The organism is Agrobacterium sp. DKPNP3 (assembly GCF_052686535.1).
Window position 1 is genome coordinate 13,236 of record NZ_JBQYSN010000002.1, and the last position, 24,965, is coordinate 38,200.

At 58.4% G+C, this 24,965-nt stretch carries 25 protein-coding genes; 14 read left to right on the forward strand and 11 right to left on the reverse strand.

The genetic code is table 11. The features are described from left to right. From ACUTJJ_RS00815 to ACUTJJ_RS00830, 4 genes are all read right to left on the reverse strand, one after another. Complete coding sequence (locus tag ACUTJJ_RS00815) at positions 1 to 1,020, reverse strand: flagellar motor protein MotA (protein WP_445540996.1); 1,020 nt, start codon at positions 1,018 to 1,020, stop codon at positions 1 to 3. Between the two features lie 200 nt (positions 1,021 to 1,220). Beyond that, entirely contained in the window at positions 1,221 to 2,021 is an 801-nt protein-coding gene (locus ACUTJJ_RS00820) for an inositol monophosphatase family protein (RefSeq protein ID WP_063950519.1), read from the reverse strand. 152 nt (positions 2,022 to 2,173) lie between these two features. Then, positions 2,174 to 3,274, reverse strand: coding sequence for a tetratricopeptide repeat protein (locus ACUTJJ_RS00825; protein ID WP_296072897.1), 1,101 nt, complete (start codon positions 3,272 to 3,274; stop codon positions 2,174 to 2,176). 8 nt (positions 3,275 to 3,282) lie between these two features. Beyond that, positions 3,283 to 3,936: a thiamine phosphate synthase gene (locus ACUTJJ_RS00830; RefSeq protein WP_445540997.1), complete on the reverse strand. Its 654-nt coding sequence runs from the start codon at positions 3,934 to 3,936 to the stop codon at positions 3,283 to 3,285. Positions 3,937 to 4,040: 104 nt separating this feature from the next. Here ACUTJJ_RS00830 and ACUTJJ_RS00835 point away from each other — a divergent pair, with 104 nt between their 5' ends. Beyond that, positions 4,041 to 4,805, forward strand: a complete 765-nt coding sequence (locus tag ACUTJJ_RS00835; protein ID WP_445540998.1) for a sulfite exporter TauE/SafE family protein — start codon at positions 4,041 to 4,043, stop codon at positions 4,803 to 4,805. A gap of 99 nt (positions 4,806 to 4,904) precedes the next feature. Here the strand turns inward: ACUTJJ_RS00835 and ACUTJJ_RS00840 are convergent, their stop codons facing one another. Further along, entirely contained in the window at positions 4,905 to 5,081 is a 177-nt protein-coding gene (locus tag ACUTJJ_RS00840; RefSeq protein WP_006314700.1) for a YdcH family protein, read from the reverse strand. A 233-nt stretch (positions 5,082 to 5,314) separates the two neighbouring features. Between ACUTJJ_RS00840 and ACUTJJ_RS00845 the strand changes: the two genes are divergently transcribed. The 5 genes from ACUTJJ_RS00845 (at position 5,315) to ACUTJJ_RS00865 (ending at position 8,114) form a co-directional block, all read left to right on the forward strand. Then, positions 5,315 to 5,518, forward strand: coding sequence for a YdcH family protein (locus ACUTJJ_RS00845; protein ID WP_003497661.1), 204 nt, complete (start codon positions 5,315 to 5,317; stop codon positions 5,516 to 5,518). Between the two features lie 47 nt (positions 5,519 to 5,565). Further along, positions 5,566 to 6,033, forward strand: coding sequence for a 5-(carboxyamino)imidazole ribonucleotide mutase (gene purE / locus ACUTJJ_RS00850; protein ID WP_035236741.1), 468 nt, complete (start codon positions 5,566 to 5,568; stop codon positions 6,031 to 6,033). An 11-nt stretch (positions 6,034 to 6,044) separates the two neighbouring features. Further along, positions 6,045 to 7,121 (forward strand): 5-(carboxyamino)imidazole ribonucleotide synthase, encoded by a 1,077-nt coding sequence (locus tag ACUTJJ_RS00855; RefSeq protein WP_445541052.1) that lies wholly within the window; start codon positions 6,045 to 6,047, stop codon positions 7,119 to 7,121. A 146-nt stretch (positions 7,122 to 7,267) separates the two neighbouring features. After that, positions 7,268 to 7,393: a type B 50S ribosomal protein L36 gene (ykgO, locus tag ACUTJJ_RS00860; RefSeq protein ID WP_003497670.1), complete on the forward strand. Its 126-nt coding sequence runs from the start codon at positions 7,268 to 7,270 to the stop codon at positions 7,391 to 7,393. A gap of 100 nt (positions 7,394 to 7,493) precedes the next feature. Continuing rightward, positions 7,494 to 8,114, forward strand: a complete 621-nt coding sequence (locus ACUTJJ_RS00865) for a hypothetical protein (RefSeq protein WP_445540999.1) — start codon at positions 7,494 to 7,496, stop codon at positions 8,112 to 8,114. Positions 8,115 to 8,182: 68 nt separating this feature from the next. Here ACUTJJ_RS00865 and ACUTJJ_RS00870 read toward each other — a convergent pair whose 3' ends face one another. The 3 genes from ACUTJJ_RS00870 to ACUTJJ_RS00880 form a co-directional block, all read right to left on the reverse strand. Next, on the reverse strand, positions 8,183 to 8,437 hold the full coding sequence (locus tag ACUTJJ_RS00870) for a DUF2312 domain-containing protein (protein ID WP_004445809.1): 255 nt from the start codon (positions 8,435 to 8,437) through the stop codon (positions 8,183 to 8,185). A 153-nt stretch (positions 8,438 to 8,590) separates the two neighbouring features. Continuing rightward, positions 8,591 to 8,896: a DUF1244 domain-containing protein gene (locus ACUTJJ_RS00875; protein ID WP_063950354.1), complete on the reverse strand. Its 306-nt coding sequence runs from the start codon at positions 8,894 to 8,896 to the stop codon at positions 8,591 to 8,593. A 14-nt stretch (positions 8,897 to 8,910) separates the two neighbouring features. Further along, positions 8,911 to 9,699 carry an N-formylglutamate amidohydrolase gene (locus tag ACUTJJ_RS00880; RefSeq protein ID WP_063950353.1) on the reverse strand — a complete coding sequence of 263 codons (789 nt, stop codon included), beginning with the start codon at positions 9,697 to 9,699 and terminating at the stop codon, positions 8,911 to 8,913. Positions 9,700 to 9,893: 194 nt separating this feature from the next. Between ACUTJJ_RS00880 and ACUTJJ_RS00885 the strand changes: the two genes are divergently transcribed. Next, positions 9,894 to 10,376 (forward strand): DUF1036 domain-containing protein, encoded by a 483-nt coding sequence (locus tag ACUTJJ_RS00885; RefSeq protein ID WP_063950352.1) that lies wholly within the window; start codon positions 9,894 to 9,896, stop codon positions 10,374 to 10,376. Beyond that, positions 10,376 to 11,815 (forward strand): pyruvate kinase, encoded by a 1,440-nt coding sequence (pyk, locus tag ACUTJJ_RS00890; RefSeq protein ID WP_063950351.1) that lies wholly within the window; start codon positions 10,376 to 10,378, stop codon positions 11,813 to 11,815. The genes ACUTJJ_RS00885 and pyk overlap by 1 nt, the downstream gene beginning before the upstream one ends. 78 nt (positions 11,816 to 11,893) lie before the next feature. Here pyk and ACUTJJ_RS00895 read toward each other — a convergent pair whose 3' ends face one another. After that, positions 11,894 to 13,798 carry a DUF882 domain-containing protein gene (locus ACUTJJ_RS00895; RefSeq protein WP_209091094.1) on the reverse strand — a complete coding sequence of 635 codons (1,905 nt, stop codon included), beginning with the start codon at positions 13,796 to 13,798 and terminating at the stop codon, positions 11,894 to 11,896. A gap of 176 nt (positions 13,799 to 13,974) precedes the next feature. Then, positions 13,975 to 15,522: a sigma-54-dependent transcriptional regulator gene (locus ACUTJJ_RS00900; RefSeq protein ID WP_209091092.1), complete on the reverse strand. Its 1,548-nt coding sequence runs from the start codon at positions 15,520 to 15,522 to the stop codon at positions 13,975 to 13,977. A 169-nt stretch (positions 15,523 to 15,691) separates the two neighbouring features. Here ACUTJJ_RS00900 and ACUTJJ_RS00905 point away from each other — a divergent pair, with 169 nt between their 5' ends. Further along, positions 15,692 to 17,542, forward strand: a complete 1,851-nt coding sequence (locus ACUTJJ_RS00905; RefSeq protein WP_445541000.1) for a M3 family oligoendopeptidase — start codon at positions 15,692 to 15,694, stop codon at positions 17,540 to 17,542. Between the two features lie 99 nt (positions 17,543 to 17,641). Then, the gene (locus tag ACUTJJ_RS00910) at positions 17,642 to 18,277 is read left to right on the forward strand and encodes an aminotransferase class IV family protein (protein ID WP_144576691.1); all 636 of its coding nucleotides are present in this window, start codon (positions 17,642 to 17,644) and stop codon (positions 18,275 to 18,277) included. On the opposite strand, the gene ACUTJJ_RS00915 is transcribed toward ACUTJJ_RS00910, so the two are convergent. Further along, the gene (locus ACUTJJ_RS00915) at positions 18,274 to 19,182 is read right to left on the reverse strand and encodes a GGDEF domain-containing protein (RefSeq protein ID WP_445541001.1); all 909 of its coding nucleotides are present in this window, start codon (positions 19,180 to 19,182) and stop codon (positions 18,274 to 18,276) included. The genes ACUTJJ_RS00910 and ACUTJJ_RS00915 overlap by 4 nt on opposite strands. A gap of 258 nt (positions 19,183 to 19,440) precedes the next feature. Between ACUTJJ_RS00915 and ACUTJJ_RS00920 the strand changes: the two genes are divergently transcribed. The 4 genes from ACUTJJ_RS00920 (at position 19,441) to hemH (ending at position 24,923) form a co-directional block, all read left to right on the forward strand. Beyond that, entirely contained in the window at positions 19,441 to 20,886 is a 1,446-nt protein-coding gene (locus ACUTJJ_RS00920; RefSeq protein ID WP_445541002.1) for a homospermidine synthase, read from the forward strand. Positions 20,887 to 21,035: 149 nt separating this feature from the next. Next, positions 21,036 to 21,413 carry an outer membrane lipoprotein Omp10 gene (gene omp10 / locus ACUTJJ_RS00925; RefSeq protein WP_063950516.1) on the forward strand — a complete coding sequence of 126 codons (378 nt, stop codon included), beginning with the start codon at positions 21,036 to 21,038 and terminating at the stop codon, positions 21,411 to 21,413. A 218-nt stretch (positions 21,414 to 21,631) separates the two neighbouring features. Beyond that, the gene (locus ACUTJJ_RS00930) at positions 21,632 to 23,542 is read left to right on the forward strand and encodes a 5'-nucleotidase C-terminal domain-containing protein (protein ID WP_445541003.1); all 1,911 of its coding nucleotides are present in this window, start codon (positions 21,632 to 21,634) and stop codon (positions 23,540 to 23,542) included. A 346-nt stretch (positions 23,543 to 23,888) separates the two neighbouring features. Beyond that, positions 23,889 to 24,923, forward strand: a complete 1,035-nt coding sequence (gene hemH / locus ACUTJJ_RS00935; RefSeq protein WP_445541004.1) for a ferrochelatase — start codon at positions 23,889 to 23,891, stop codon at positions 24,921 to 24,923. Positions 24,924 to 24,965: the final 42 nt, after the last annotated feature.

Here is a 24,965-nt window from a genome sequence, read left to right on the forward strand (position 1 = left end):
CTACTCGCTCCCGTTATCGTGCCGGGTGCGTCCGGGGGATTTTGACTCACTATCGATCCGCGCCGACAGCCTGTCGAGCGTGCGGCGGAGCGATTTCGATTCCTCTTGCTGTGCCTCGATCCAGTCACGCAACATCTGCTGTTCGCTACGCATGTTCTTCACAAGACCCTGGATGCCTTCGGCTAGGCTGGTCATGGCCGCCAGCGAACGCTCGGTGCTGACAACCGCGCCGGGTTCACCCTTGAACTCCCTCGGGCCTTCAGCGGAGGTATCTGTTACTGACGAGAGCCAGTTTTCGAGCTGCGTGTAGAATCGGTTCTGAGCCCGGCCCGCCTGCAGATCAAGGAAACCGAGAATGAGCGAGCCGGAAAGGCCCAGGAGCGATGAGGAAAATGCGGTTCCCATGCCGGACAGGGGCGCGGTGAGACCAGCCTTGAGGGAGCCGAGAATATCATTGCTGTCACCCGCGCTCGGGTCGAGTGACTGAATGACGTTGCTGATGGCGCCAATTGTCCCAATCAGCCCCCAGAAGGTGCCGAGCAGACCCAGAAATACCAGCAGGCCGACAAGGTAGCGCGAGGTGTCGCGTGATTCATCGAGTCGCGTCGCAATGGAATCAAGGATTGTCCGCTGCGTGACGGTGGAAAGCCGGGTTTCTCCGCGCTTGCCGATCAGCGTGCTCATTGGCGCCAGCAGTTTCGGCGCGCGGCCCACCTTGTCGACACTACCGGCGGCGCGGAAGGCGTTGAACCAGCTGACTTCGGAGCGCAGGCTCATCGTCTGGGTAAAAACCAAGATGATGCCGATGACAAGCACGCCAAGAATGAAGCCGTTAAGACCGGGATTGGTCATGAAGGCCGTGTGTGCCTGCCTGTAAAGAATGGCCGCCAGAAAGCCTACAAGGACCAGAAACAGAACCATCGTCCAGAGAAACGGCGTGGGACTGGACAGCTTGTGGCTATATTCCCGTGTGATCACCGGTTTCTCGGCACCAAGATCGAGCCGCTCCGAATCCGCCATAACGTTCGCATTCCCTATGGTCACCTATCCAGCGGAAAGCTATTTGAAAATTGCGACGATTTGAAGCGAAAAGCCCGTCTTTCGTCACAGGCATTTCATGAAAAAAAGCCGGGCGCGGGTAACGCGAACCAAAAACGCCCGGCGATGACCCGCCGGGCGTCCCAAACCTGAAGAAATCAAGGAGTTTCCGTTGAAATCAATCAACGGCCGGGAATGGGCCGATTTGCGACTTCAACGAGCGCCTTGTGGATATATTCATTACCGGCAGCCACAGTCCCGCTTCCGAAGATATCAGAGCCGCCCTTGATGTCGGAGGCGAAGCCGCCAGCTTCGCGAATCAGCACCAGACCGGCAGCCATGTCCCATGGCGAGAGGTCGGCCTCCCAGTAACCGTCGAGGCGGCCTGCTGCGACGTAGGCGAGATCGAGCGACGCAGCACCCATACGGCGGATGCCGGCAGCCTCACCCATGACATGGCGAAGTTCCACCAGGAACTTGCCGTGGTTGCCGCGACCGAGATGCGGCACGCCACAGCCAATGACGCAATCCGTCAGGGCCTTGCGCGCGGCAACGCGGATGCGGCGATCATTAAGGAATGCGCCACCGCCACGCTCGGCCGTGTAGAGTTCATCGGTCGCCGGGTTGAAGATCACGCCAGCGACAATCTCGCCGTTACGCTCCAGCGCGATGGAAACTGCGAAATGCGGAATGCCGTGCAGGAAATTAGTGGTGCCATCAAGCGGATCAACGATCCAGCGATGCGCGCCGTCTGTGCCCTTTTCCTCGCCGCCTTCCTCACCCAGGAAGTCATAGGTCGGGCGAGCCTTCATCAGCTCTTCGCGCACGATCTTTTCAGCTTTCAGGTCTGCCTGGGAGACGAAATCGCTCGGTCCCTTGACCGAAACCTGAAGGTTCTGCACTTCACCGAAGTCACGCGACAAAGACTTACCCGCCTTGATGGCGGCCTGAACCATGACATTGAGAAGGGCTGAACGGGCCATCGATGTTGTTTCCTGGAAAGCTTGCGAACCGACCGGAAGCTCGCCGGGCCGGCACGTCATTATTTTCATGAATTGAAAGTTTGCGGTTCAAGACCACAAAACGCGCGGAAATTCAAGGTAAAAAGCCCGAACGTTGTGTCGCAACGGCAGCATCAGCTCGGGCGGAAACGATTTGCCGCCTCAATCGCCTTTTTCTGCTGCTCGTCGGTGATGCCGAGATAGAAGTCTTCCAGCTTCGGATCCTTCAGGCCCGCACGGCGGGAAAGCACGTACCATTTGGCGGCCTCGATGGGGTCCGGCCGAGTGCCAAGCGCCTGTACGTAAAGATGCGCGACCTTATTTTGCGCAACGATATTGCCGCGCTGCGCCGCGCCATAAAGCCAGCGGAAGCCCTCATCCAGATTGCGTTCACCGCCGAAACCATTGACCAGCCAGATGCCGAGATCGACCTGAGCGGTGTCATATCCAGCCTTTGCCGCACGCATCAGCCAGTCGCGTGCCTTGGCTTTCTTATCCGCAGGCACGTCTTTCACTGACCAGTAGATCTGCGATACCGCATATTGAGCGTCTGCAATCCCCTGCTCGGCGGATTTTTCATAAAACGGCAAGGCCATCAGCAGACCCTTGGCGCCCGGATTTTCCGAAACCAGAATCTGGCCCCAGTTGAACTGGGCAGAGGCGTTGCCGGCTTCCGCCGCCCGCCGCATGTAATCGTCAGCCTTTGCCTTGTCGCGCGTGACGAACTTGCCCTCCATCAGGATCAGCGCAAATTTGAACATGGCGACGGGGTCGCCGCCCTCTGCCGCCTGCTGGTACCAGAAGGCAGCGGTTTTCTCGTCGCGTGCGATGCCAAGGCCGCGCGACATCATTTCGGCAACCAGTGTCTGGGCCGCTGCGTCGCCGCTCTGCGCGCGGGTCAGCGCCTTGTCGAGCGCCTGAACATATTCGCCACGCTGAAAATGGCCATAGGCCTCATCCACCCGGCCCTTGAATTCCTTCTCCGGCGGCAGTGCCGGTAACTCAGCGCCCATCCGCTGATAGACATTCACACCCGCGGAGGGCTGCAGGTCCTTTTGTTCTTCGGATTGCACCCGGCCCTGCCGGGTCGGCTGCGCCTCATTTTCCAGCTGGCGGGAAAGCGCGTTGCTTTCGCTCTGCGGCCCGGACTGGGCAAACACGACACCCGCCGGCCCGCCGAAAGCGAGCGCCAGCAGCGAAACGGAAAGGCAGCGTGGAAGCGAGCGCATGATCATGGCCTGTATCAACCGTCAAACCGTGGCGCTTTTTCGTCAAGCAGGGCGTTGATTTCCAAAACCGCCTGGGCCGCACCGCCGGCATTGTCAAAAACGGCGCTGCGCATCGCCACAAACTCCACACCGGTTTCTGCCACGGCAACAACCGAGGACAGGTCGGTCCCGCCCATGACAATGGCAGGAATTTCGATCATCGACGCCCACCACTCGCCAAGCGCCAGATTTTTCGGGTGTGCCTCAGGCTTGATATCGCCCTCCAGCTTTCCGAAAAACACGTAGTCAGGGTTGGCCTCGCCCTGCTCAAGAGCTTTGTGACGATCATCCGCATTGCCGCCGCCGATGATCAGCTTCGGCGTGAATTTTTCCACGGCCTCCGCAAGCGCCTCGCCATTGCCGATAACATGCAGCCCGTCCGCCTTCACCCGGCCGGCAACACGGCTATCGCCCGCGATAAGCGCTGCTGCACCGGCCTTCTGCACGACGGGCACGATCAGTTCGGCACGTTTCTGGAAAGCAGCGTCATCCAGACCATATTGCGGAATGATAACGGATGCGACGTCGCCGCCCCGCAACGCCTCCTCCACCGCGGTCGCCTGCTTTTGCGCATCGTCCATCTGCGGAACGATGAGGACAAGGCGGCAACGATCTTCAACTGGGGTCATCGGTTCGTCCATTTCAGACAGAAGACGCTTGCTGCGCAATCTGCACTCGTTTTCATATGACAAATCCGATAAACCGGACCGGCGAAAGGATCAACCGTCCATCCATGCTGACCGATTTTCATTTTTATCTCGTCGCCATTCCCGCAGTCGTCCTCGTCGGCCTTTCCAAAGGAGGTCTTGGCGGCGCATTGGCGCTCATGGGCGTACCTTTGATGGCGCTTGCCGTTTCACCCGTGCAGGCAGCGGCAATCTTCCTGCCGATCCTGATCGTCATGGATCTCGTGGCGCTGTGGGCCTGGCGGCATCATAACCACCGGGAAACGCTGCTCATCATGCTCCCCGGCGCCATCGCCGGCATCGCGCTCGGCTGGGCGACGTCGAGCCTCGTATCCGCCGACGCCATGCGCCTCGTCGTCGCCTCGGTCACGATCCTGTTCGTGCTGCGGTATTTCTATGAGAGCTTCAAAAGCCGCAATGGCCAGGAAATCCCAGCCAAGCCGCAAAGACCTGCGGCTGCCACACTCTGGTCATCTCTCTCCGGCTATGCCAGTTTCGTGGCACATGCGGGGGGACCGCCCTTCCAGATTTACGTGCTGCCGCTGAAGCTCGACCCGAAGACCTATACCGGCATGAGCGTGCGCTTCTTCGCCATCATGAACGCAATCAAGCTCATTCCCTATTTTGCGCTCGGCGCACTTGATGCCACCAACCTCAAGACATCGGCGAGCCTGCTGCCGGTGGCAATGGTGGCGACGCTAGCCGGCGCACGGGTCGTCAAATATCTGAAACCGTCGGTCTTTTACCCGCTGATGTATTCCATGGCGCTGATTGCGGCGCTGAAGCTGTTATGGGACGGGCTGCCATTCTGAACCGCGCAATAAAAAGCCCTGGAAGCCGGTTGGGCCGCCAGGGCTTGAAGGCTCAGACCACCGACCCTTCGTTCATCGAGGATCGGTGCTCCGGCAAAATTAATGCCTTGTTGAGGCCTTGAGCCTCTGGAGTTCATCCTTCAGGCGCAGTTTTCGACGTTTAAGGTCCGCGATCTCTTTATCGTCAGACGACGGGGAAGCAAGAATACTTTCGAGCTCCTCCTCCAGAGCACCGTGTTTCTTTTCGAGCGATGCAATATGAGCCTGAATGGTCATGCGGCACGTCCTTCCTTTTTGAACCTACCTCCAGCTCTCCATCGCTGGAGTTTCAGGTTTACGACGGCAATGTGACACGGATCGCGCCGCTTGTCGAAGGCGAAATGAAGGCAATAAGTGGGCAATTTGGTCGCAAGGGATAACTTCCCGTTACCGCGATTTGATGATAGAGGCTCGTTTACGATCAGAGACACGCCGGAGCCGATCCGGCGGCATAAAATGGGGATGACGAGATGCCCGATCAGGACCAGGCGGACATCAGGCTCACGCTGGCGCGTCTGCGCCAGGAGCATGAGGATTACGACGCGGCAATCAACGCGATGATCCAGACCAGCTGCGATGCGCTGAGAATCCAGCGCATGAAGAAGAAAAAGCTGGCGGTCAAGGACAAGATGACCCAGCTTGAAGACCAGGTCATTCCCGATATCATCGCCTGAGCCGGAGAGATTACGTGACAGCAGAAACGCCCCCCGTCGCCATCATCATGGGCAGCCAGTCCGACTGGGAGACCATGAAGAACGCCGCCGACACGCTGGATGCGCTCGACATAGAATACGAAGCCCGTATCATTTCCGCCCACCGCACGCCCGACCGGCTTTATGACTTCGCCAATGGCGCGAAGGACGAAGGCTTCAAGGTCATCATCGCGGGTGCGGGCGGCGCCGCCCATCTGCCGGGCATGACCGCAGCCATGACCCCGCTGCCTGTTTTTGGTGTTCCGGTTCAGTCCAAGACCATGTCCGGTCAGGACAGCCTCTATTCCATCGTGCAGATGCCCGCCGGCATCCCCGTAGGCACGCTTGCCATCGGCAAGGCTGGCGCGATCAATGCCGCACTTCTTGCCGCAGCAGTGCTTGCGCTCAGCGATGAAGATCTGGCCGACCGGCTGGATGCCTGGCGCGCGCGCCAATCGGCCGCCGTCGCGGAATATCCCATGGACAGCGCCCAGTGACGACAGACGCCATGGCAAAGACCACCAATCTCACCATCGGCATCATCGGCGGCGGGCAACTTGGCCGCATGCTGTCGATGGCCGCCGCGCGTCTCAACCACCGGACCATCGTGCTGGAGCCGCAGGCGGATTGTCCGGCAGCGCAAGTCTGCAACGATCAGATCGTTGCGGCATATGATGACGCGACGGCGCTTGCGGAACTCGCAAGCCGTTGCGATGTCGTCACTTACGAATTTGAAAATGTCCCGGTTACAGCGGCTGAAAAACTCAGCCTCTCCGTGCCGGTCTACCCGCCTGCAAAAGCGCTCAGCGCCTCGCAGGATCGGTTGACGGAGAAGCGCTTCCTCAACAACTGCGGCATTCCCACCGCCGATTTCCGCGCCGTGGATAGCCAGGAAGAACTGGAAGCAGCCTTGGCCGCCTTTGGTGATAAAGGCGTGCTGAAGACTCGCCGCATGGGTTATGACGGCAAGGGGCAGCGTCTTTTCCGGGGCGGCGAAGACGCCGCAGGCGCCTTTGCGGCGCTCGGCGGCGTGCCGCTGATCCTGGAAAGCTTCGTAGCCTTCGAGCGGGAAATCTCTTTGATCGCCGCCCGTTTCCAGGACGGCACCGTCACCTGTTACGATCCGGCCGAGAACGTCCATCTGAACGGCATCCTGCACACGTCGACCGTTCCGGCGGCACTGTCAGACGCCGCGAAGGCTCTCGCCGTTCAATCGGCAGAAAAGCTTCTTGCCGCGCTCGATTATGTGGGTGTCATCGGCATTGAGTTCTTCGTGCTGCCTGACGGTTCGCTGGTCGCCAATGAAATGGCGCCGCGCGTCCATAATACCGGCCACTGGACGGAGGCGGCCTGTGTGATCTCCCAGTTCGAGCAGCACATTCGTGCCGTGTCGGGCCTTCACCCCGGCAGCACGGAACGCCATTCCGACTGCATCATGACCAACCTGATCGGCGACGACATCAACGACGTGCCGACATGGCTGTCGAAAAAAGACTGTCTCGTGCATCTCTACGGCAAGACAGAAGCACGGCCAGGCCGCAAGATGGGCCATGTGACGCAGCTTCTGCACACAGGAAAAGCCTAGTCTTTTAAGGCAAAGACACGGGCAAGTGTTGACAGGCAGGGCTCAAACAGGTATCTGCCTGCCAACCGAAAAGAGCGCGCCCCGTTGCGCGCTTTTGATTGTTTGAATAGCACGGCATAAACCGTGCAAAACTGCGGACCAGTAAAATGAAGATCAAGAATTCGCTTAAAGCGCTTAAGGCCCGTCATCGCGATAACCGCCTGGTTCGCCGCAAGGGCCGCGTCTACATCATCAACAAGCAGAACCCGCGCTTCAAGGCTCGTCAGGGCTGATTGACCACGACTGCGGTTCGCGACGATGTCGTGGATCACATTGTTGACAGTTCAGAAGTTTGCATTTGATATTGGGCGCAGCCGGGTTAAGCTTTAACCTATGCGCCCAAATCGTTTTTGCACCGCTGTTATTCTTGCTCAGGGCTTTCTGCTCTCAAGCCTTGCCTTTGCGGGAACGGCTGCTGTTGCCTATGCGGCAGACGGAAAACCAGCCACTACTGCCGAATCGGCGCCATCTCCGGCAAAGACCATCGACACGCTTTTCGCGTCGCTGAAAAAAGAACGAAATGCGGTCAAGGCGCGCAGCATCGCCAACCAGATCGCCGCCGAATGGAATGATTCTGGCAGCGCGACGATCAATCTCCTGATGCAATGGGCAGGTGAAGCTGCCGACGAAAAGCGCAACGCCGCCGCTTACGATTTTCTCGACCAGGTTGTTTTGCTTGATCCCGACTATGTGCAGGCGCCCTATCGCCGCGCCATGGTTCACTTCGCCGATGGCGACACCCGCAAGGCGATGGCAGACATCAACCTGACGCTGGAAAAAGAGCCTCGCTATTTCCCTGCGCTCGCAAGCCTCGCCAATATTCTCGAAGCGTCAGGGCGAGACGAACTGGCGCTGAAAGCATGGGAACGGTATCTGGCGCTTTATCCCGCGGACAAGGACGCCCGCAAGGAAGCTGTCGATCTCTCCGAAAAACTGGCGGGCACCCGCGGGTGAATTCGATTGAGGCCGAAACAAAAATCGCCGCAAAAGCGGCGATTTTTCGTTGACGTCGTTTCAGCCGATCATTCCATGCCAAGCGCGGCCATATAGGTCTGAAGAATCGTTTCTTCCTCAATCCGCTCGTTGGCGTCCTTCTTGCGCAGGCGGATGATGGTGCGGATCGCCTTGGTATCGTATCCACGACCCTTCGCTTCACCCATCACATCCTTGATATCACCCTGAATGGCGGCTTTCTCTTCTTCGAGGCGCTCGACACGCTCGATGAACTGACGCAGTTCTGCGGCGGCGACTGTTTCGGTGGTGCTGGTTTCGTCCATCGTATATTCCTTTATTGGCGGCCCGCATGCGAGCGCTGTGTTCATTTCAACCAGACGAGGTCCCCGCCGGTCGCTGCCAGCCGGCAGCAAAATTCAGGCCTGTGAACTGCCCATTGTAAGGCGTTCCGTCAAGTCGTTTCCGTTAGCGAAGGCTTATTCCTTGGGCCGGTTCTGCTCGAAAGCGACTTTCTGGTCGCCGCTTGCTTCGCCCTGGTATTTGTCTTTCCAATCCTCGTAAGGCATGCCGTAGACGATTTCGCGGGATTGATCCTTGCTGAGCGGAACGCCAGCCTCCTCGGCGGCTTCACGGTACCAGTTGGAAAGACAGTTGCGGCAGAAGCCTGCGAGGTTCATCAGGTCGATGTTCTGCACGTCGTGGCGTTCACGGAGATGCTTGACGAGGCGTCGGAAGGCGGCCGCCTCGAACTCAATCTGCCCGTTTTCGTTTTCGGTCGTCATGGCGAACTCCTCGTTCAATAGGGGCCGGTTCGAGAGGCAAATTGCTGATACTCGTGCAAGACGGGATCGTCGTTCATTGCGGCGAAAATGGGAGCAAGCCGGTCAGACCACTCGGCAATCCCCTGCTCGTCCGCTATCAAGTCCTGCCGCACCTCAAGAAGCGCATGCGGTATGCCCTTCATCATGCAATGGCGGTACATGGTGTCGCCCTTGAGCGCGCCGTCATAGGGTTCATTGTCGCCCACGAGAATGTCGCCAGTGGCGCGCAGATGCCCCAGAAGTGGATCGACCGCACGGTGATCGGTATCCCACAGAACGGCTGCATGCCACGGCCGCGGCGTTTCTTTCCAGAACGGTGTGTAGGAGTGCAGCGACAGCACAAGCGGCGCTTCTTCAGAAGCTTTCGCCACACCGGTCAACACACGATCCACGGCATCATGATAGGGGCGATGAAAAACCTCGATCCGTCGCTGCCACTCCTCGTCGGAGATCGGATGGTTACCGGGAATGATCGCGCCATCGGAAATTTTCATGATGAGGGTTGGGTCGTCCTCGCCGCGATTCGGATCGATCAGCAGGCGAGAGAACCGTCCGAGCACGGCCGGAACCCCGAGCCGCGTCGCAAGGGAGCGGGTCAACCCCTCGATGCCGATATCAAATGCGATATGGCGATGAAAAGCGGTTTGCGGAAGGCCAAGATTGCCGTAGTGTGCCGGCAGGAGGTTCATGGCATGGTCCGCCAAAAGAACCATGCCTTTGTCATAATCGCCTTCTATGATTTCATAGGGTATGAAGTCGTTCATCGATGATTTTCTGGGGCAGGATTGAGGAGAGAAACTTGATGGCATGGCTTGAGGCCGGGCGCAAGTTCGGGCGGCATAACAGCCATCTACCTTACCGCACTCACGATCCCACGAACAATATAATCGATTAAACTCGCGTTGACTTTCTTGGGCGGCCACGCCAAGAAGTGTGTTCATTATAACATGGAATCCGGATGGAAGCCGTGACTCAGTCATCTCTCGCTCTTCCTCGCCACATCAGGCATATCACCCGTCTTATCTGCGCAGCAGCATTGTTTCTGACCCCGCTCATGATAGCAGCGCCCGCCCATGCGGATTTCCGCGTGTGCAACAGCACGCAGAACCTCGTGGGCGTCGCCATCGGCTATCGTGCAAAGGACGGCTGGGTCAGCGAAGGCTGGTGGCAGGTCCCCTCCTCGACATGCGCTACGCTGATCGAGGGTGAGCTGCAGTCACGTTATTATTATCTCTATGCCGAAGATGCCGCCCATGGCGGCCGCTGGACCGGTGACGTCAACATGTGCGTTGCGGAAAACGAGTTCAAGATCACCGGCGTGGACGATTGTTATGCCCGCAGCTTCCAGAGAATGGGTTTCAAGGAATATGACACGGGCAGACAGGGAAGCTGGATGGTCCAGCTTTCCGATACGCCAGGCACACAGGGAAATCAAAACTGATGAAGCGCAACCGGAAAGTCAAAATTCTTGCAACGCTCGGCCCGGCCTCTTCCGAAGAGGCAATGATCGAGAAGCTGCATCTTGCTGGCGCCGATCTTTTCCGGATCAACATGAGCCATGCGAGCCACGACGTGATGCGGACGCTGATCCAGCGCATACGCTCCGTCGAAAGCCGCAATGGCCGCCCCATTGGCATTCTGGCCGACCTGCAAGGTCCCAAGCTGCGCGTCGGAAAATTTGCTGAAGGCAAGGTAGAGCTCGTTCCCGGCCAGACCTTTACGCTGGATAACAATGAAGCACCCGGCGACAACACGCGCGTTTTCCTGCCGCACCCTGAAATTCTCGAAGCCGTCAAGCCGGGCCATCGCCTGTTGATCGATGACGGCAAGCTGCATCTGCGCGCCGAAAAGAGCGACGGCAAGAGCATCGTGACGACAGTGGTTTCCGGCACGCGTATTTCGGATCGTAAGGGTATCAGCCTGCCTGACACCCTGCTGGGCGTTGGCGTTCTCACCGACAAGGATCGTGTTGACCTCGATGCCGTTCTTGAAACGGGCGAAGTCGACTGGGTTGCGCTTTCCTTTGTCCAGCGTCCGGAAGACCTGGCTGAAGTTCGCAAGATCGCTCGCGGTCGCGTTGGTCTGATGTCCAAGATCGAAAAACCCCAGGCTATCGAGCGCATCGAGGAAATCATCGAGCTTTCCGACGCATTGATGGTCGCCCGCGGCGATCTTGGTGTTGAAATGCCGCTGGAAGCCGTTCCGGGCATTCAGAAGCAGTTGACCCGCGCCTGCCGTCGCGCTGGCAAGCCGGTCGTCGTTGCCACGCAGATGCTGGAATCCATGATCACGGCACCGGTGCCCACCCGCGCTGAAGTGTCCGACGTCGCCACCGCCGTCTTCGAAGGTGCGGATGCGATCATGCTCTCTGCCGAGTCCGCATCGGGCGACTATCCGGTCGAGGCGGTGTCCACCATGGCCTCGATTGCGAGCACCGTCGAACAGGACCCGCATTATTCCAACATCATCTATGCGCAGCGCGCCCAGCCGGAGCCGACAGGCGCCGACGCCATCTCCCTTGCCGCGCGCCAGATCGCCGAGACGCTGAAACTTGCCGCGATCGTCACCTACACCTCATCAGGCACGACGGGCCTGCGCGCTTCACGTGAACGGCCGCAAGTTCCGATCATCGCGCTGTCGCCGATCATCCAGACTGCCCGCCGCCTGTCTGTCGTCTGGGGCCTGCATTGCGTCGTGACCGGTGATGCCAGCGATCTCGACGACATGGTCAACCGCGCTTGTCGCATCGTTGTTTCCGAGGGTTTCGGCAAGCCGGGCGATCGCATCATCATTTCGGCCGGCGTGCCGCTGGGCACCCCCGGTGCGACCAACATGGTGCGTATCGCCTACATCGGCTCAGACGGCCAGAGCGGCGTCTGACAGACTATCGTCAAGCAACAAAAAACCCGCCGTCGCCGGCGGGTTTTTTATTGGCCATTCGGCCATAGATAAACGTGCTCAGTGCATCTTAACAGGTGTGCTGAAGCGGCTGGACTCGATTGCAACGGCACCGGGCTTGAAGCTCGCCGACGTCGCTGATGCCGACCGGTCGTTGCTCAGCATGCGGTTGGCGACGACACGTGGAGCCTTGACCGAGCGACCGGTCGTGCCCTTGTTCTGGTTAAGGGCCCAGTCCGAGATCAAATCCTGCGTCAGGCGTCCGCCACCAACCATCGCCTGCTGGGACACGGCGGCATCCTGCTTGCTGGGACGCGAACCCTTGGTGGGCAGACCGGCGCTGAGACCGCCATTGAGGGACGGCTTCAGATCAAACGCATCACCAAAACCAGCCTGCGGTTCAGCCTTGGCCGTTTCTGCAGGAGCAACGGTGACCTTGTGATTAACGGCAGCAGGGAAGGGCGCGGCCGTCGGCGCAGCTGCTGACTGGACCTGCGACCGGGCAGCCTGTCCGCTCTGCTCAAGAGCGGCAACGACCGTCGGCGACAGCGTATCCTCGTTTGCTTCCGCAAGATCGTCCTCGCCTTCAGCGTCAGCGTTGGCTGCCGCCAGCAGGGCTTCTGCAACGGCCGGACGGTTTGCCGGGACAGGAACCGACGCAAGTTCGCCGGATGCAGCCGGTGTCGCACCGTCGGCAGAAGCGGTCAGGACAGAGCCCTCCGCATCACCCTTCATGGCGCGTGGGCCGAGAAGCGTGGGTACTGGCACGGAAACCTGAGCCAGGTCAGCAAATTGCTGGCGCTCGGCCGGCGCAGATGTCGGCGTCGGTGTGGTCGCCGCCTGCAGGGCATCCTGCGCGGCATTGCGGGCCGGTGAATAAAGCGCGGTCGCAAGCCCGGTATTGCCGGGCGGCGGGTTACCGAATGCCGGACGAGCGGTCGGCAGCGGTGCCTCGCTCACGCCAGGAAGCGGCTGGGCAGAAGCAACGGCGATCGTGGGTTCAGGCTCTGGAGCCGCCTGCGGCGGCGCGGCCGGGCGAGCAACCGCCGGACGTTCGGCGGGCTCGGGTGCTGCGATGCTATCGGGATCTTCATCCTCGTCACCGCCACCAAAGAGAGCCTGCAACAGGGTCTTGCGTTTACCGCCTCCGGAAGATGCCGGGCCGGCGCCTGCACTGGAAGCAACCTGAATGGAAGACGAACTGACGCGCTTCTTATAATCCGCCATCGCCTGCTCATAACCGGGAAGCGGCTTTCCATCGGACGGAAGATGCAGCGTGTTGCCGTTCGGGAAAATGCGAACGAGTTCCTGACGGCTCATGCGTGGCCAGGCGCGAACGCCGCCGACATCCATGTGCACGAAAGGCGACCCCGAGGTCGGATAGAAGCCGACGCCGCCGATCTGCATCTGCATGCCAATCTCGCGAAGGCGGGAAAGTTTGACCCCAGGGATATAAAAGTCCATGGCCTTGCCGAGCATGTGCTGGCTTTTTTCCGCAACACCCTTGGTGCGCGTGCGCAGCAGACCATTCGTCTCCGGCGAGCGGAAAGCCGATACGACGTTGATGTAATCGGTAGCGCCGCTGCGGCGATAGACTTCCCAGACGAGATCGAAGAGACGCGGGTCCATCCGCGTCGGCTGATTTCGCCGCCAGTCACGCAGGAACCGGTTCAGCTCCTGCAGCCCCTTCTGGTCGTACTTGCCATTGCGCTTGAAGGTGATGACCGCCTTCTCACGTGTATGGATGTAATACAGTTTGAGGCTGCGCGTTTCGGCGGCGGCTTCCGTCGCCGAAACTCCTACAAATGGCATTGCGGCAAGCATCAGGCAGGCAAAGGTGACAGCGCGCGCCGACAGCTTCGTGCATATATCCTTGATCAAGCCGCGCGCGATCTTTGTCGACGGCGCGTTATTCCGATGCAGATATGGCAATTCGATCCCCGCCTGGAAGACAATTTCTGTCACATTGCCTCAAATGAACGTCAAATACGGTGACACGATGGCAAAATTGCCACACACATGCAACCTTCCTCTATATAGTGAATCAGCCACTAACAAGAGGTTTATAGACGGTAAGCGGATATCCTTGCTCAGAAGTTAACGAATTTCACGATCTGCGATGGAATAAGTCGCTCAGCCCTTCATGCGGCGTCCCGAAGCGGATCATCAGGATCGATGCCATAATCCTTCAGTTTGCGGTACAGCGTCGAGCGGCCGATGCCGAGCTTTCTTGCAACCTGGCTCATCTGCCCGCGATAAAAGCGTAGAGCAAAACGGATGAGTTCTTCTTCGATCTCAGCCAGTTTGCGGATATTGCCCGAATCGTCAGTGCTCGAGATCAGGTTCCCACCCCGATAGATGGTGGTGGAAATATCCGAGGCGTCCTCGATCACCGCGTGGTTCTCGGCGGCCGGCGTCGGAGGCGGCGAATAGGCCGCCAGCTTCAGAGACGCACCGGAAGGCGACGGCGCGAGGCCATCAGCATCATTCCCGGTCGCAAATTCCGGCAGTTGCAGCGCGATCTGCGGGAAATCTGAGTCCGCCAGATCCCCACCCTGCGACAGCACGACGGCGCGAAAAACGGCGTTCTCCAGCTGGCGGATATTACCCGGCCAGTCATAGGCCGTGAGCAGGGCTAGCGCGCTCGCATCAAGTCCAACCGGATTGGGCAACTTCTGTTCCGCCGAAAAGCGCTCGGCGAAGACCCGTGCAAGATGCGGAATGTCTTCCTTGCGACGACGCAGTGCCGGAATGGTGATCGGGAAAACGTTGAGGCGGTAATAGAGGTCCTCACGGAAACGACCTTCCTTCACCTCTTCGATAAGGTTCTTGTTGGTGGCGGAAATCAGCCGCACATTCACCTTCTGAACCCGCGCGGAACCCACGGTTTCGATTTCGCCCTGCTGGACGGCGCGGAGCAGCTTTACCTGCACATCAAGCGGGAGATCACCGATCTCATCAAGGAACAGCGTGCCGCCATCCGCCTCCATGAACTTGCCGATGTGTTTTTCCGTCGCGCCCGTAAAGGCACCCTTTTCATGACCGAAGAGAATGCTTTCCACCAGATTATGGGGAATGGCACCACAATTGACGGTGATGAATGGCTTGTTTGCCCTATCGCCAGCCGACTGGATGGCCCGCGCGACCATTTCCTTGCCGACGCCGGATTCGCCCTCCAGCACCACGGGGATGCTGGACTGGGCGGCACGCTGCGCCAGGTCGATGACCCTCAGCATGGCCGGGCTTGCGGAAACGATATCGGTAAAATTCACAGCATTGCTCCGTCCGCGCCTACCCGTGCGAGCCTTTGCCTCTCTCCTGTCAAGCTTGAGCGCATTGGAGATGGCGGCGCCGATCCTTTCCGGCGAAACCGGTTTAACGACAAAATCGAAGGCGCCTGCGCGCATGGCCTGCACAACGGTATCGATGCCGCCCTGCCCCGTCTGGACGATCACGGGAACATCCGTTCCGAGTTCGCCGACAGCTTTCAGAAAGGCAAGCCCGTCCATTTCAGGCATCATGAGGTCGAGGACGATGACGTTGATCTCGCCGCTATATTGCTTGAGCAGTTCGAGCCCCGCCTTGCCGTTTTCGGCGAGCAAGGCGAGGTGCCCATAACGTTCCACCGCATTTTTGAGCAGGCGGCGCTGGACGGGATCATCGTCTATCACGAGAACATGCGCGGTCATTTTTAGCTCCGGTTTCCGGTTTATGGACCTGCTTCATGCGGTCCCTTATGCCGCACTCTGGCACGGGAGACTTGAACATCCAGTTTTGAGAATTGCTTGCATTTTATCCATTGCCGCGGGAAACAAGGTCCCCATATGCTTCGCACGCATAATCAGAAGGACACGTTCCATGACCCTCAACCGCCCCGCTTCGCACCCCGTCTTCTCGCTTGCCGAAACGTCCGGCCCTGCACTCGGCGACCTTCCAGGCTGGAAACTCTCGGATCTCTATCCGTCGGGAGCTTCGCCGGAATATAAGGGCGATCTTGAGAAAGCGGCGTCGATGGCGGCGGCTTTCGAGAAGAAATGGAAGGGCAAGCTTGAAGCGGCCGCGAAGGCGACGGGCGAAGAGGGCATCGGCGCTGCGCTGAAGGAATATGAGGCGCTGGACGATCTTATCGGCCGCATCGGCTCCTTTGCTGGGCTCACTTATTTTTCTGACACCTCGAACACTGCGAACGGCAAGCTCTACGGCGATGCCCAGGCGAAGCTGACGGATATCTCGGCCCATCTCCTGTTTTTTACCCTCGAGCTCAACCGAATCGATGATGCAGTCATGGATGCGTGCATGAAGAACGATCCTGACGCTGGACATTATCGTCCGTGGCTGGTCGATCTTCGCAAGGACAAGCCGCACCAGCTGGACGACCAGTTGGAACAGCTTTTCCTTGAAAAATCGATGACCAGTGCGGCAGCCTTCAATCGGCTGTTCGATGAGACCATGGCCGATCTGCGTTTCGACATCGACGGCGCGAGCCTTCCACTCGAAGTCACGCTCAACATGCTGCAGGAGCCGGAGCCGGAGACCCGAAAGAAAGCGGCGGAAGCGCTGAGCGCCACCTTCAAAAACAATCTGCGGGTCTTCACCCTCATCACCAATACGCTTGCCAAGGACAAGGACATTTCCGACCGCTGGCGCAAGTTCGAGGATATCGCCGACAGCCGCCATCTTGCCAACCGCGTCGAACGCGAGGTGGTCGATGCATTGGCCGCCGCCGTAAAGAACGCCTATCCGCGCCTTTCGCATCGTTATTACGCCATGAAGGCGAAGTGGCTCGGCATGGAACAGATGAACTACTGGGATCGCAACGCGCCGCTTCCCGATACGTCCAACACGATCATTCCCTGGGATGAGGCGAAGGACACCGTACTTTCCGCCTATGGCGCTTTCGCCCCTGAGATGGCCGATATTGCGCGCAGATTCTTCGATGAACAGTGGATCGACGCCCCCGCCCGCCCCGGCAAGGCGCCGGGCGCTTTCGCCCATCCGACCGTACCTTCCGCCCATCCTTACGTGCTGGTCAATTACCTCGGCAAACCGCGTGACGTGATGACGCTCGCCCACGAGCTGGGCCACGGCGTGCACCAGGTCTTGGCCGGCGAACAGGGCGCGTTGATGTGCGCCACCCCGCTGACACTCGCTGAAACCGCGTCGGTCTTTGGGGAAATGCTGACCTTCCGCAAGCTACTCAACGATACGAAAGATGTCCGCGAGCGCAAGGCCATGCTCGCGCGCAAGGTCGAGGACATGATCAACACGGTCGTGCGACAGATTGCTTTCTACGAATTCGAAAGGAAACTGCACACCGCCCGAAAAGAGGGCGAGCTGACCTCGGAGCAGATCGGCGAATTGTGGCTCTCCGTTCAGGCGGAAAGCCTGGGCCCGGCGATCCGCATTTCAGAGGGTTATGAGACATGGTGGACCTATATCCCCCATTTCATCCACTCGCCTTTCTATGTTTATGCCTATGCCTTCGGCGATTGCCTGGTCAACTCGCTCTACGCGGTTTACCAAAACGCCGAGACCGGCTTCCAGGAGAAGTATTTCGAGCTTCTGAAGGCCGGCGGCACCAAGCATCATTCGGAGCTTCTGAAGCCCTTTGGCCTCGATGCAACCGATCCGTCCTTCTGGGACAAGGGACTTTCCATGATCGAAGGACTGATTGACGAACTGGAAGCGCTGGATAAGGACCAGGCTTAATCTCTTCCGCCGGCAAAGCTATCCTACTTCGGACAAGCTTTGTCGGTTCATACTGCCGGCAGAGATTCCAGTGAACAACCCAGGCGACGAGCAAAGGCCATGAAACGCAAACCCGCCGATCTGACCCTGAGGGAAACGCTACGCTGGGAACCGCAGACCGGCTTTCAGCGCATTGACCAGCATATGCGTCGACTATTGCGTTCCGCCGATGCGCTTGGTTTCCGTGCACCTGTCAATGCCGTCCAGCTAATGGAAAAGAAGGTGGGCGGCGAGAAGCCTCTCTGCGTGAAACTGGTCATGAACTACAAGGGCGAACTCGACATCGAGACCGCCGACTTCAAACCCTTGCAGCCGGCCACAGTGTGGCGGGTACGCATTGCGCGACAGACCAGGCTCGACTCCTCCGACACCTTCTATCGCCACAAATCGTCCCGGCGGGAGCCTTATGACGCAGCCCGCGCCGAATTCTCGGCTGACGAGGCGGATGAGGTGTTGTTGCTCAACGAGCGCGGCGAATTGTGCGAGGGATCGTCAACGAGCATCTTCGTGGAAATGCCTGAGGGACCGATGCTGACGCCACCGCTGGATAGCGGCATTCTGCCGGGTGTGCTGCGCGCGGAACTCATCCGTGAACGCAAAGCACGCGGGCAGACCCTCAAACCTGACGAGATGACCGGCCGGAAGCTCTTCGTTGGCAATTCGTTGTATGGGCTGATTGCAGCGGAGCTGATTTAGACGGTGACCGCCAGAAGCCGGTCACGGCCTTTTTCCTTCGCCGCGTAAAGGGCCTGATCGGCGCGCATGAAAATATCGTCCGCGCTTTCCCCGATGCGGTAGGCCGTCAGGCCGGCCGAGCAGCTGTAGGAAAAATCCGGGAATTCGGAGAGAGGTCTGGAAACGCGCACTCTCTGCAATAGTCGCTCCACAATCTCCCGGCCTTCGGCGACCGAACTGCGTGGCAGGATGAGCATGAACTCCTCACCGCCGATCCTGCCGAAACAATCCACGCGGCGGATGACGGAATGAGCGACAGCAACAAAATCCCGCAACACCGCATCACCGCATTTATGACCGAAGCGGTCGTTGATCTGCTTGAAAAAATCGATGTCGAACGTGCAGAGGCAGAACGGCGCTTCAAGCCCTTTGGCGACCTGATCTACCTGCACGGCAAGCTTTGTAAAGACGAACCGGCGGTTTGCCGTTCCCGTCAACTCGTCGGTCTGTGAGGCACGCACGGCCAGATCCCTGTCCTGCCGCAGTGCGCGATAACCCTGACGCAATTCGGTGACGTCGCTCGCGACGCATAGCATCCACCCATCCTGCTGTACCGTCTCGGTCATCCAGAACCAGCGACCGTCATAAAGATCCATTTCGAAGGCGCGATATGGCAGCTTGCCGCGACGGGACTGCGCCGAAAGCAGCCATCCCTCGAAATCATTGTTGCGGATCACGACGCCGGTGCGCAGCCGGTGGTTCAGCCGCATGATGTCCGCCCAGCTGGGGAAATCGCCAGCGGCCAGATGAAAGCTTTCCCGAAATGACGGATTGGCATGGCGCAAGTGGTCGCCGGAGTCATAAAGAGCGATCAGAACGGGCGTTTCATTCTGAAGCGCCGTGGCGCGCCCTAACAGATCATTCAACAGGTAGCTCTCCTGCGATGGCAAAAACTTCTTTTCACCATCTGACCAAAGCCCCTCCAAACCTGTGGACCCACGGACGAAAAGAAGAGCTCCACTATAAACGAACTTTCTTAAATTCGTAGTGGGAGAAATGGTGAAAAGATCGCGAGGATGGATCGTGCCGCGACCATCGTCATATGTCCGTCATCCAGCTGCCCTTTATTGTGGCACGCTTTTATGATCTAGCTTACTTATTGGCTAAAAAAGGAAAATTGACGAATGACGGATGCAGGCTACCCGATTTACGGCAATATTGACGGACCCATCATCATGATCGGCTTCGGCTCCATCGGGCGCGGTACTCTTCCGTTGATCGAACGTCATTTCAATTTCGACAGGGCCCGCCTCGTCGTTATCGATCCGCGGGAGGACATCGCCCCCTTTCTGGCCGAGAGAAACATTCGCCACATCAAGACCCATCTCACCAAGCAGAATTACAAGGACGTTCTCAAGCCGCTTTTGAAAGGCGTGCAGGGACAGGGCTTCTGCGTTAATCTTTCGGTCGATGCCGCATCTGTCGATCTGATGCGGATATGTCGTAAGCACGGCATGCTCTATATCGACACCGTGGTGGAGCCATGGCCCGGTTTTTACTTCAATGGAGATGCCGACAACGCCTCCAGAACGAATTACTCCCTTCGGGAAACCATGCTGAAGGAAAAGGCGCGCAAACCTGGTGGTACGACGGCCGTTTCCACCTGCGGCGCCAACCCGGGCATGGTGTCATGGTTCGTAAAACAGGCCCTCGTCAATCTCGCGAGCGATGCCGGCCTCGATATCGAAGAACCACAGCCTGATGACCGACAAGGCTGGGCGACGCTGATGAAACAGCTTGGCGTCAAAGGTGTGCATGTGGCCGAGCGCGATACGCAGCGGGCGAAAGAACCGAAGCCATTCGGGGCGTTCTGGAACACATGGTCCGTCGAAGGCTTCATCGCAGAAGGTTTCCAGCCAGCCGAACTTGGTTGGGGCACCCATGAAAACTGGATGCCGAAGAACGCCAAGAAGCAGAAGAAGGGAAACAAGGCGGCGATCTATCTTGATCAGCCCGGCGCCAATACGCGGGTGCGCACCTGGTGCCCGGGCCTCGGACCGCAATACGGTTTTCTCGTCACGCACAACGAGGCGATCTCGATCTCCGACTACTTCACCGTCCGCAACGATGAAGGCGACGTCACCTACCGACCGACCTGCCACTATGCCTACCATCCCTGCAACGACGCCATCCTGTCCCTGCACGAAATGTTCGGCAATGGCGGCAACCCGCAGCCGATCCAGCACGTACTTGCCGAGGATGAGCTTGTCGACGGTGCCGACGAATTGGGCGTCCTGCTCTATGGTCATGACAAGAACGCCTATTGGTACGGCTCGCGCCTCACGCTTCAGGAGGCGCGTTCGCTTGCCCCGAACCAGAATGCAACCGGATTGCAGGTGAGTTCCGCCGTGTTGGCCGGCATGGTCTGGGCAATTGAAAATCCGGAAGCCGGTATCGTTGAAGCCGACGAGATGGATTACCGCCGCTGCCTTGAGGTGCAACGTCCCTATCTCGGACCCGTTGAGGGGCATTACACCGACTGGACGCCGATCGACGGACGTCCGGGACTATTTCCTGACAATATCGATACGTCCGATCCCTGGCAGTTCCGCAATATCTTCGTCCGCTGACGCGCAAGAGTCTCATATTTGCCACGCTGGGGCTTTCGTGAATGCCATCGGGAACCGGTGGAAGCAAACAACGTTGCCTTGAAATGAAAAACGCTTCACGGCATGGTCGAAGCATAGAAAGTTTCATCGAATCGCAGGAGAACAGGCTCATGAACTTCAAGACAAGCGCTGCTTTGCTTTCAGCCGCCATCGCGGTGTCTTCATGCGTCGCGCCAGGTCCCTCCTCCCAGCAGACATCGATGGCGCCTTCGCTTTCCCGCGGCCCAGCCGTGGACGGTCGCTGGATCGACCGAAACGGCATCGTATCGACGTTCCAGAACGGCGCCTTCTCCACCCGTTCCACCGACACCAATACGCTTCTCGCCTCCGGCACTTACGTGACGATTTCGCCGACGCTTTACGAAATCAACATGACGTCGCTGGTGCGTAACACGCAGTCGCGTGTCAACTGCGCCCTCGTATCGCCGTCGCAATTGAACTGCACGACTGACAGCAATAGCCAGTTCTCGCTCACCCGCCAGGGCTGATTACCTAGCCGATTCAACGCGATGTCTTTTTCAAGCGCACGCCTTCGGGCGTGCGTTTTTGTTTGTTTTACACCTGTCATAATTTCGCTTGCGGCGACTGCCGCTAAATGAAAACATTCTGCTTTCGAATGACTGACATGTTTTCGGATTAAAGAATACGTCCGGTCGGAGGGTGATCAGCCGGCCTGGACTTCCGCTTTGAACAGGAGAGAGGGACGATGAAGAAAATTTTCGGAATGGGCATGCTGAGCGTTTCGGTGATCACGCTTTCAGCGGGAGCCGCGCTGGCGGATTACGAGCTCAACATTCTTCACATCAACGATTTTCACTCCCGTATCGAATCGATCAACAAATTCGACTCGACCTGCTCGGCGGAAGAAGAGGGCAAGAACGAGTGCTTCGGCGGCGCCGCGCGCCTGCTGACCGCGATCAACCAGACGCGCGATGCGCTAAAGGGTGAAGGCAAGAATGTTCTGCTTCTGAATGCCGGCGACAATTTCCAGGGATCGCTTTTCTACACCACCTACAAAGGCACCGTTGAAGCGGAAATGCTGAACGCCATGAAGTTCGACGCCATGACCGTCGGCAATCATGAGTTCGACGACAGTGAAGACGGCCTTGCCGGCTTCCTCGACAAGGTCCAGTTCCCGGTCGTGACCGCCAACGTTGTTGCCACCGCCGCCTCGAAAATTGGCGACCGCGTCAAGCCCTCCCTCGTGCTTGACGTCGGCGGACAGAAGATCGCTATCGTCGGTGCCGTCGCCAACGACACCGCGGAACTGGCAACGCCCGGTCCCAACATCACGATCGCTGAGGATGTCGCGAAAATCAGCGAGCAGGTTCAGAAGCTGAAGCAGGAGGGCGTCAACAAGATCATCGCGCTCACCCATGTCGGTTACCCGCGCGATCTCGAATTCATCGCCAAAATTCCCGATGTCGACGTCGTCGTAGGCGGCCATTCGCACACGCTTCTGTCGAACACCGATCAAAAGGCCGAAGGCCCCTATCCGACGCTCGTCGACAACCCGGGTGGCTACAAGGTTCCCGTTGTGCAGGCAGGGCAGTACAGCAAGTATCTCGGCGACCTCAAAGTGGTCTTCGATGACAACGGCGTCGTGAAGGAGAGCAAGGGCGACCCGATCCTCGTCGATTCTTCTTTCAAGCCTGATGAAGCCACGCTGAAGCGCATCGATGAGCTGAAGGCGCCGATCGAGGCTCTGAAAGCCAAGGTCGTTGGCACCTCCGAAGGCCCGATCGAAGGGGACCGCAAGATTTGCCGTGTGAAGGAATGCTCCATGGGCAATCTGGTCGCGGATGCGACACTTGCCCGCGTCAAGGATCAGGGCGTCACCATTGCTTTTGCCAATAGTGGCGGCCTGCGCTCCTCCATCGATGGCGGCGATGTCTCGATGGGTGAAGTGCTGACGGTTCTGCCGTTCCAGAACACCGTCGCAACCTTCCAGCTGAAGGGCGAAGATATTCGCGCCGCCCTTGAAAATGGCGTCAGCCAGATCGACGACGGTGCGGGCCGCTTCATGCAGGTCTCAGGCATGAAATATTCCTTTGACCGTTCCAAGCCGGCCGGCAGTCGTATCGTTTCGGTTGAGGTCAAGGAGGGTGACGCTTTCGTGCCTCTCGATCCCGCCAAGACCTACATTGTCGCAGCCAATAACTACGTCCGCACCGGCGGCGATGGCTTCAAGGTCTTTGCGACCAACGCCATCAACGCCTATGACTTCGGCCCTAACCTCGAAGAGGCGGTTGCGGCCTATATTACCGCCAATAGCCCCTATAAGCCCTATACGGACGGTCGCATCAGCGAAGTGACCCCCGCCGGTTACGTCGCTCCGGCAAAGCCTGCGGCACCGGCGCCTGCGACAACTGCACCCGCCACTACTGCTGCCCCCACCGCGACTGCGCCCGCAACGACCGCGCCAGCAGCCCCGACACCTGCTGCAGCCGCTGCCGCGGCCAGCAAATACGTCGTTGAAAAGGGCGATTCCCTCTGGAAGATTGCAGCGGAAAAATACGGCGATGGCGCTCTATGGGGCAAAATTGCCAAGGCAAATACGCTGAAACATCCGAACCATATCGAGATCGGCGAAGAGCTGGAATTGCCCGCTCAATAAGTCGCACGCTGACAGCAGGGCAATTTGCCGCATATAGAAGCCGGCCCTTGAAGATCGGGGCCGGTTTTCTATTTTCCCATAAAAAGCAAAGGCTTAAGGATAAATTTTTGACGGCTGGCAGCCTGCGGCTGCGCCATTGCCGGAAATAGCATCTCACAGTGGTTTAATCCTGAAAATTTTCGTCTAGAACACATGAACAAAACTACTGTCGGAGCGTATGGCTCGGACATTTTCGGCCAAACCGTGTCACGGTCTGGTTCAGGCACAAACACACGATGGAGCGTTAGCCTTATCCTTGGGCGAAATAACTCCTGACATCAGCAGTTCGAGTTTCAGGGTATCATTCATGGCGACAGACCTATCCCCCCTCCCGGCAAACCATCCTCGCGTAACCTTCGGCAAGGTGGGCGTGTTGCTCGTCAATCTCGGCACCCCCGACGGTACGGACTATTGGCCGATGCGCCGTTATCTGGCGGAATTCTTGAGCGACAAACGCGTGATAGAATGGTCCCGTCTTTATTGGTATCCGATCCTTTACGGCATCGTGCTCAACAAGCGCCCGCAGAAGGTCGGCAAGGCCTACCAGGAAATCTGGAACCAGGAGCGCAACGAAAGCTATCTGCGCACCTATACCCGCAGCCAGGGCGAGCTTATGGCCGAGGCGCTTAAGGATTTACCCAATGTCGTGGTCGACTGGGCGATGCGATACGGGCAGCCATCGATTGCCTCCAAGATCGACGCGCTGAAAGAAAAGGGCTGCGAAAAGATCCTGCTTTTCCCACTCTATCCGCAATATGCGGCCTCAACCACGGCAACGGTGAACGACAAGGCTTTTGAGCATCTGATGAAGCTGCGCTGGCAGCCAGCCATCCGCACCGTGCCGCCGTACCATGACGATCCCGCCTATATCGAAGCGCTTGCGGCCTCCGTCAACAACCATCTGGCAACGCTGGACTGGGAGCCGGAGATGCTGATCACCTCCTTCCATGGCATTCCGCAATCCTATTTCAAAAAGGGCGATCCCTATTATTGTCACTGCCAGAAAACCGCCCGTCTGCTGCGCCAGGCGCTGGGTCGAACCGACAAGAACTTCATGATTACCTTCCAGTCCCGTTTCGGGCCGGAAGAATGGCTGCAGCCCTACACCGACAAGACGATGGAGAAGCTGGCCTCGGAGGGCATCAAGCGCATCGCCGTCATGAATCCAGGTTTCGTATCAGATTGTCTTGAGACGCTGGAGGAGATTGCCGGTGAAGCCGGGGAGATTTTCCTGCATCATGGCGGTGAGAAATTTACCCATATACCATGTCTGAACGACAGCGCCGAGGGCATGAATGTTCTCGAAGAGGTTGTAAGACGGGAGTTGCAAGGCTGGGTGTAATCTTGCCATAAGATTGGTGGGATAAAACCCGGACGTTCTGAT

Bases quoted from the DNA above. Each gene is read 5' to 3' on its own strand.
- ACUTJJ_RS00815 (WP_445540996.1), bottom strand. From the start codon at position 1,020: ATGGCGGATTCGGAGCGGCTCGATCTTGGTGCCGAGAAACCGGTGATC.
- ACUTJJ_RS00820 (WP_063950519.1), bottom strand. From the start codon at position 2,021: ATGGCCCGTTCAGCCCTTCTCAATGTCATGGTTCAGGCCGCCATCAAG.
- ACUTJJ_RS00825 (WP_296072897.1), bottom strand. From the start codon at position 3,274: ATGATCATGCGCTCGCTTCCACGCTGCCTTTCCGTTTCGCTGCTGGCG.
- ACUTJJ_RS00830 (WP_445540997.1), bottom strand. From the start codon at position 3,936: ATGACCCCAGTTGAAGATCGTTGCCGCCTTGTCCTCATCGTTCCGCAG.
- ACUTJJ_RS00835 (WP_445540998.1), top strand. From the start codon at position 4,041: ATGCTGACCGATTTTCATTTTTATCTCGTCGCCATTCCCGCAGTCGTC.
- ACUTJJ_RS00840 (WP_006314700.1), bottom strand. From the start codon at position 5,081: ATGACCATTCAGGCTCATATTGCATCGCTCGAAAAGAAACACGGTGCT.
- ACUTJJ_RS00845 (WP_003497661.1), top strand. From the start codon at position 5,315: ATGCCCGATCAGGACCAGGCGGACATCAGGCTCACGCTGGCGCGTCTG.
- purE (WP_035236741.1), top strand. From the start codon at position 5,566: ATGGGCAGCCAGTCCGACTGGGAGACCATGAAGAACGCCGCCGACACG.
- ACUTJJ_RS00855 (WP_445541052.1), top strand. From the start codon at position 6,045: ATGGCAAAGACCACCAATCTCACCATCGGCATCATCGGCGGCGGGCAA.
- ykgO (WP_003497670.1), top strand. From the start codon at position 7,268: ATGAAGATCAAGAATTCGCTTAAAGCGCTTAAGGCCCGTCATCGCGAT.
- ACUTJJ_RS00865 (WP_445540999.1), top strand. From the start codon at position 7,494: ATGCGCCCAAATCGTTTTTGCACCGCTGTTATTCTTGCTCAGGGCTTT.
- ACUTJJ_RS00870 (WP_004445809.1), bottom strand. From the start codon at position 8,437: ATGGACGAAACCAGCACCACCGAAACAGTCGCCGCCGCAGAACTGCGT.
- ACUTJJ_RS00875 (WP_063950354.1), bottom strand. From the start codon at position 8,896: ATGACGACCGAAAACGAAAACGGGCAGATTGAGTTCGAGGCGGCCGCC.
- ACUTJJ_RS00880 (WP_063950353.1), bottom strand. From the start codon at position 9,699: ATGAACGACTTCATACCCTATGAAATCATAGAAGGCGATTATGACAAA.
- ACUTJJ_RS00885 (WP_063950352.1), top strand. From the start codon at position 9,894: ATGGAAGCCGTGACTCAGTCATCTCTCGCTCTTCCTCGCCACATCAGG.
- pyk (WP_063950351.1), top strand. From the start codon at position 10,376: ATGAAGCGCAACCGGAAAGTCAAAATTCTTGCAACGCTCGGCCCGGCC.
- ACUTJJ_RS00900 (WP_209091092.1), bottom strand. From the start codon at position 15,522: ATGACCGCGCATGTTCTCGTGATAGACGATGATCCCGTCCAGCGCCGC.
- ACUTJJ_RS00905 (WP_445541000.1), top strand. From the start codon at position 15,692: ATGACCCTCAACCGCCCCGCTTCGCACCCCGTCTTCTCGCTTGCCGAA.
- ACUTJJ_RS00910 (WP_144576691.1), top strand. From the start codon at position 17,642: ATGAAACGCAAACCCGCCGATCTGACCCTGAGGGAAACGCTACGCTGG.
- ACUTJJ_RS00920 (WP_445541002.1), top strand. From the start codon at position 19,441: ATGACGGATGCAGGCTACCCGATTTACGGCAATATTGACGGACCCATC.
- omp10 (WP_063950516.1), top strand. From the start codon at position 21,036: ATGAACTTCAAGACAAGCGCTGCTTTGCTTTCAGCCGCCATCGCGGTG.
- ACUTJJ_RS00930 (WP_445541003.1), top strand. From the start codon at position 21,632: ATGAAGAAAATTTTCGGAATGGGCATGCTGAGCGTTTCGGTGATCACG.
- hemH (WP_445541004.1), top strand. From the start codon at position 23,889: ATGGCGACAGACCTATCCCCCCTCCCGGCAAACCATCCTCGCGTAACC.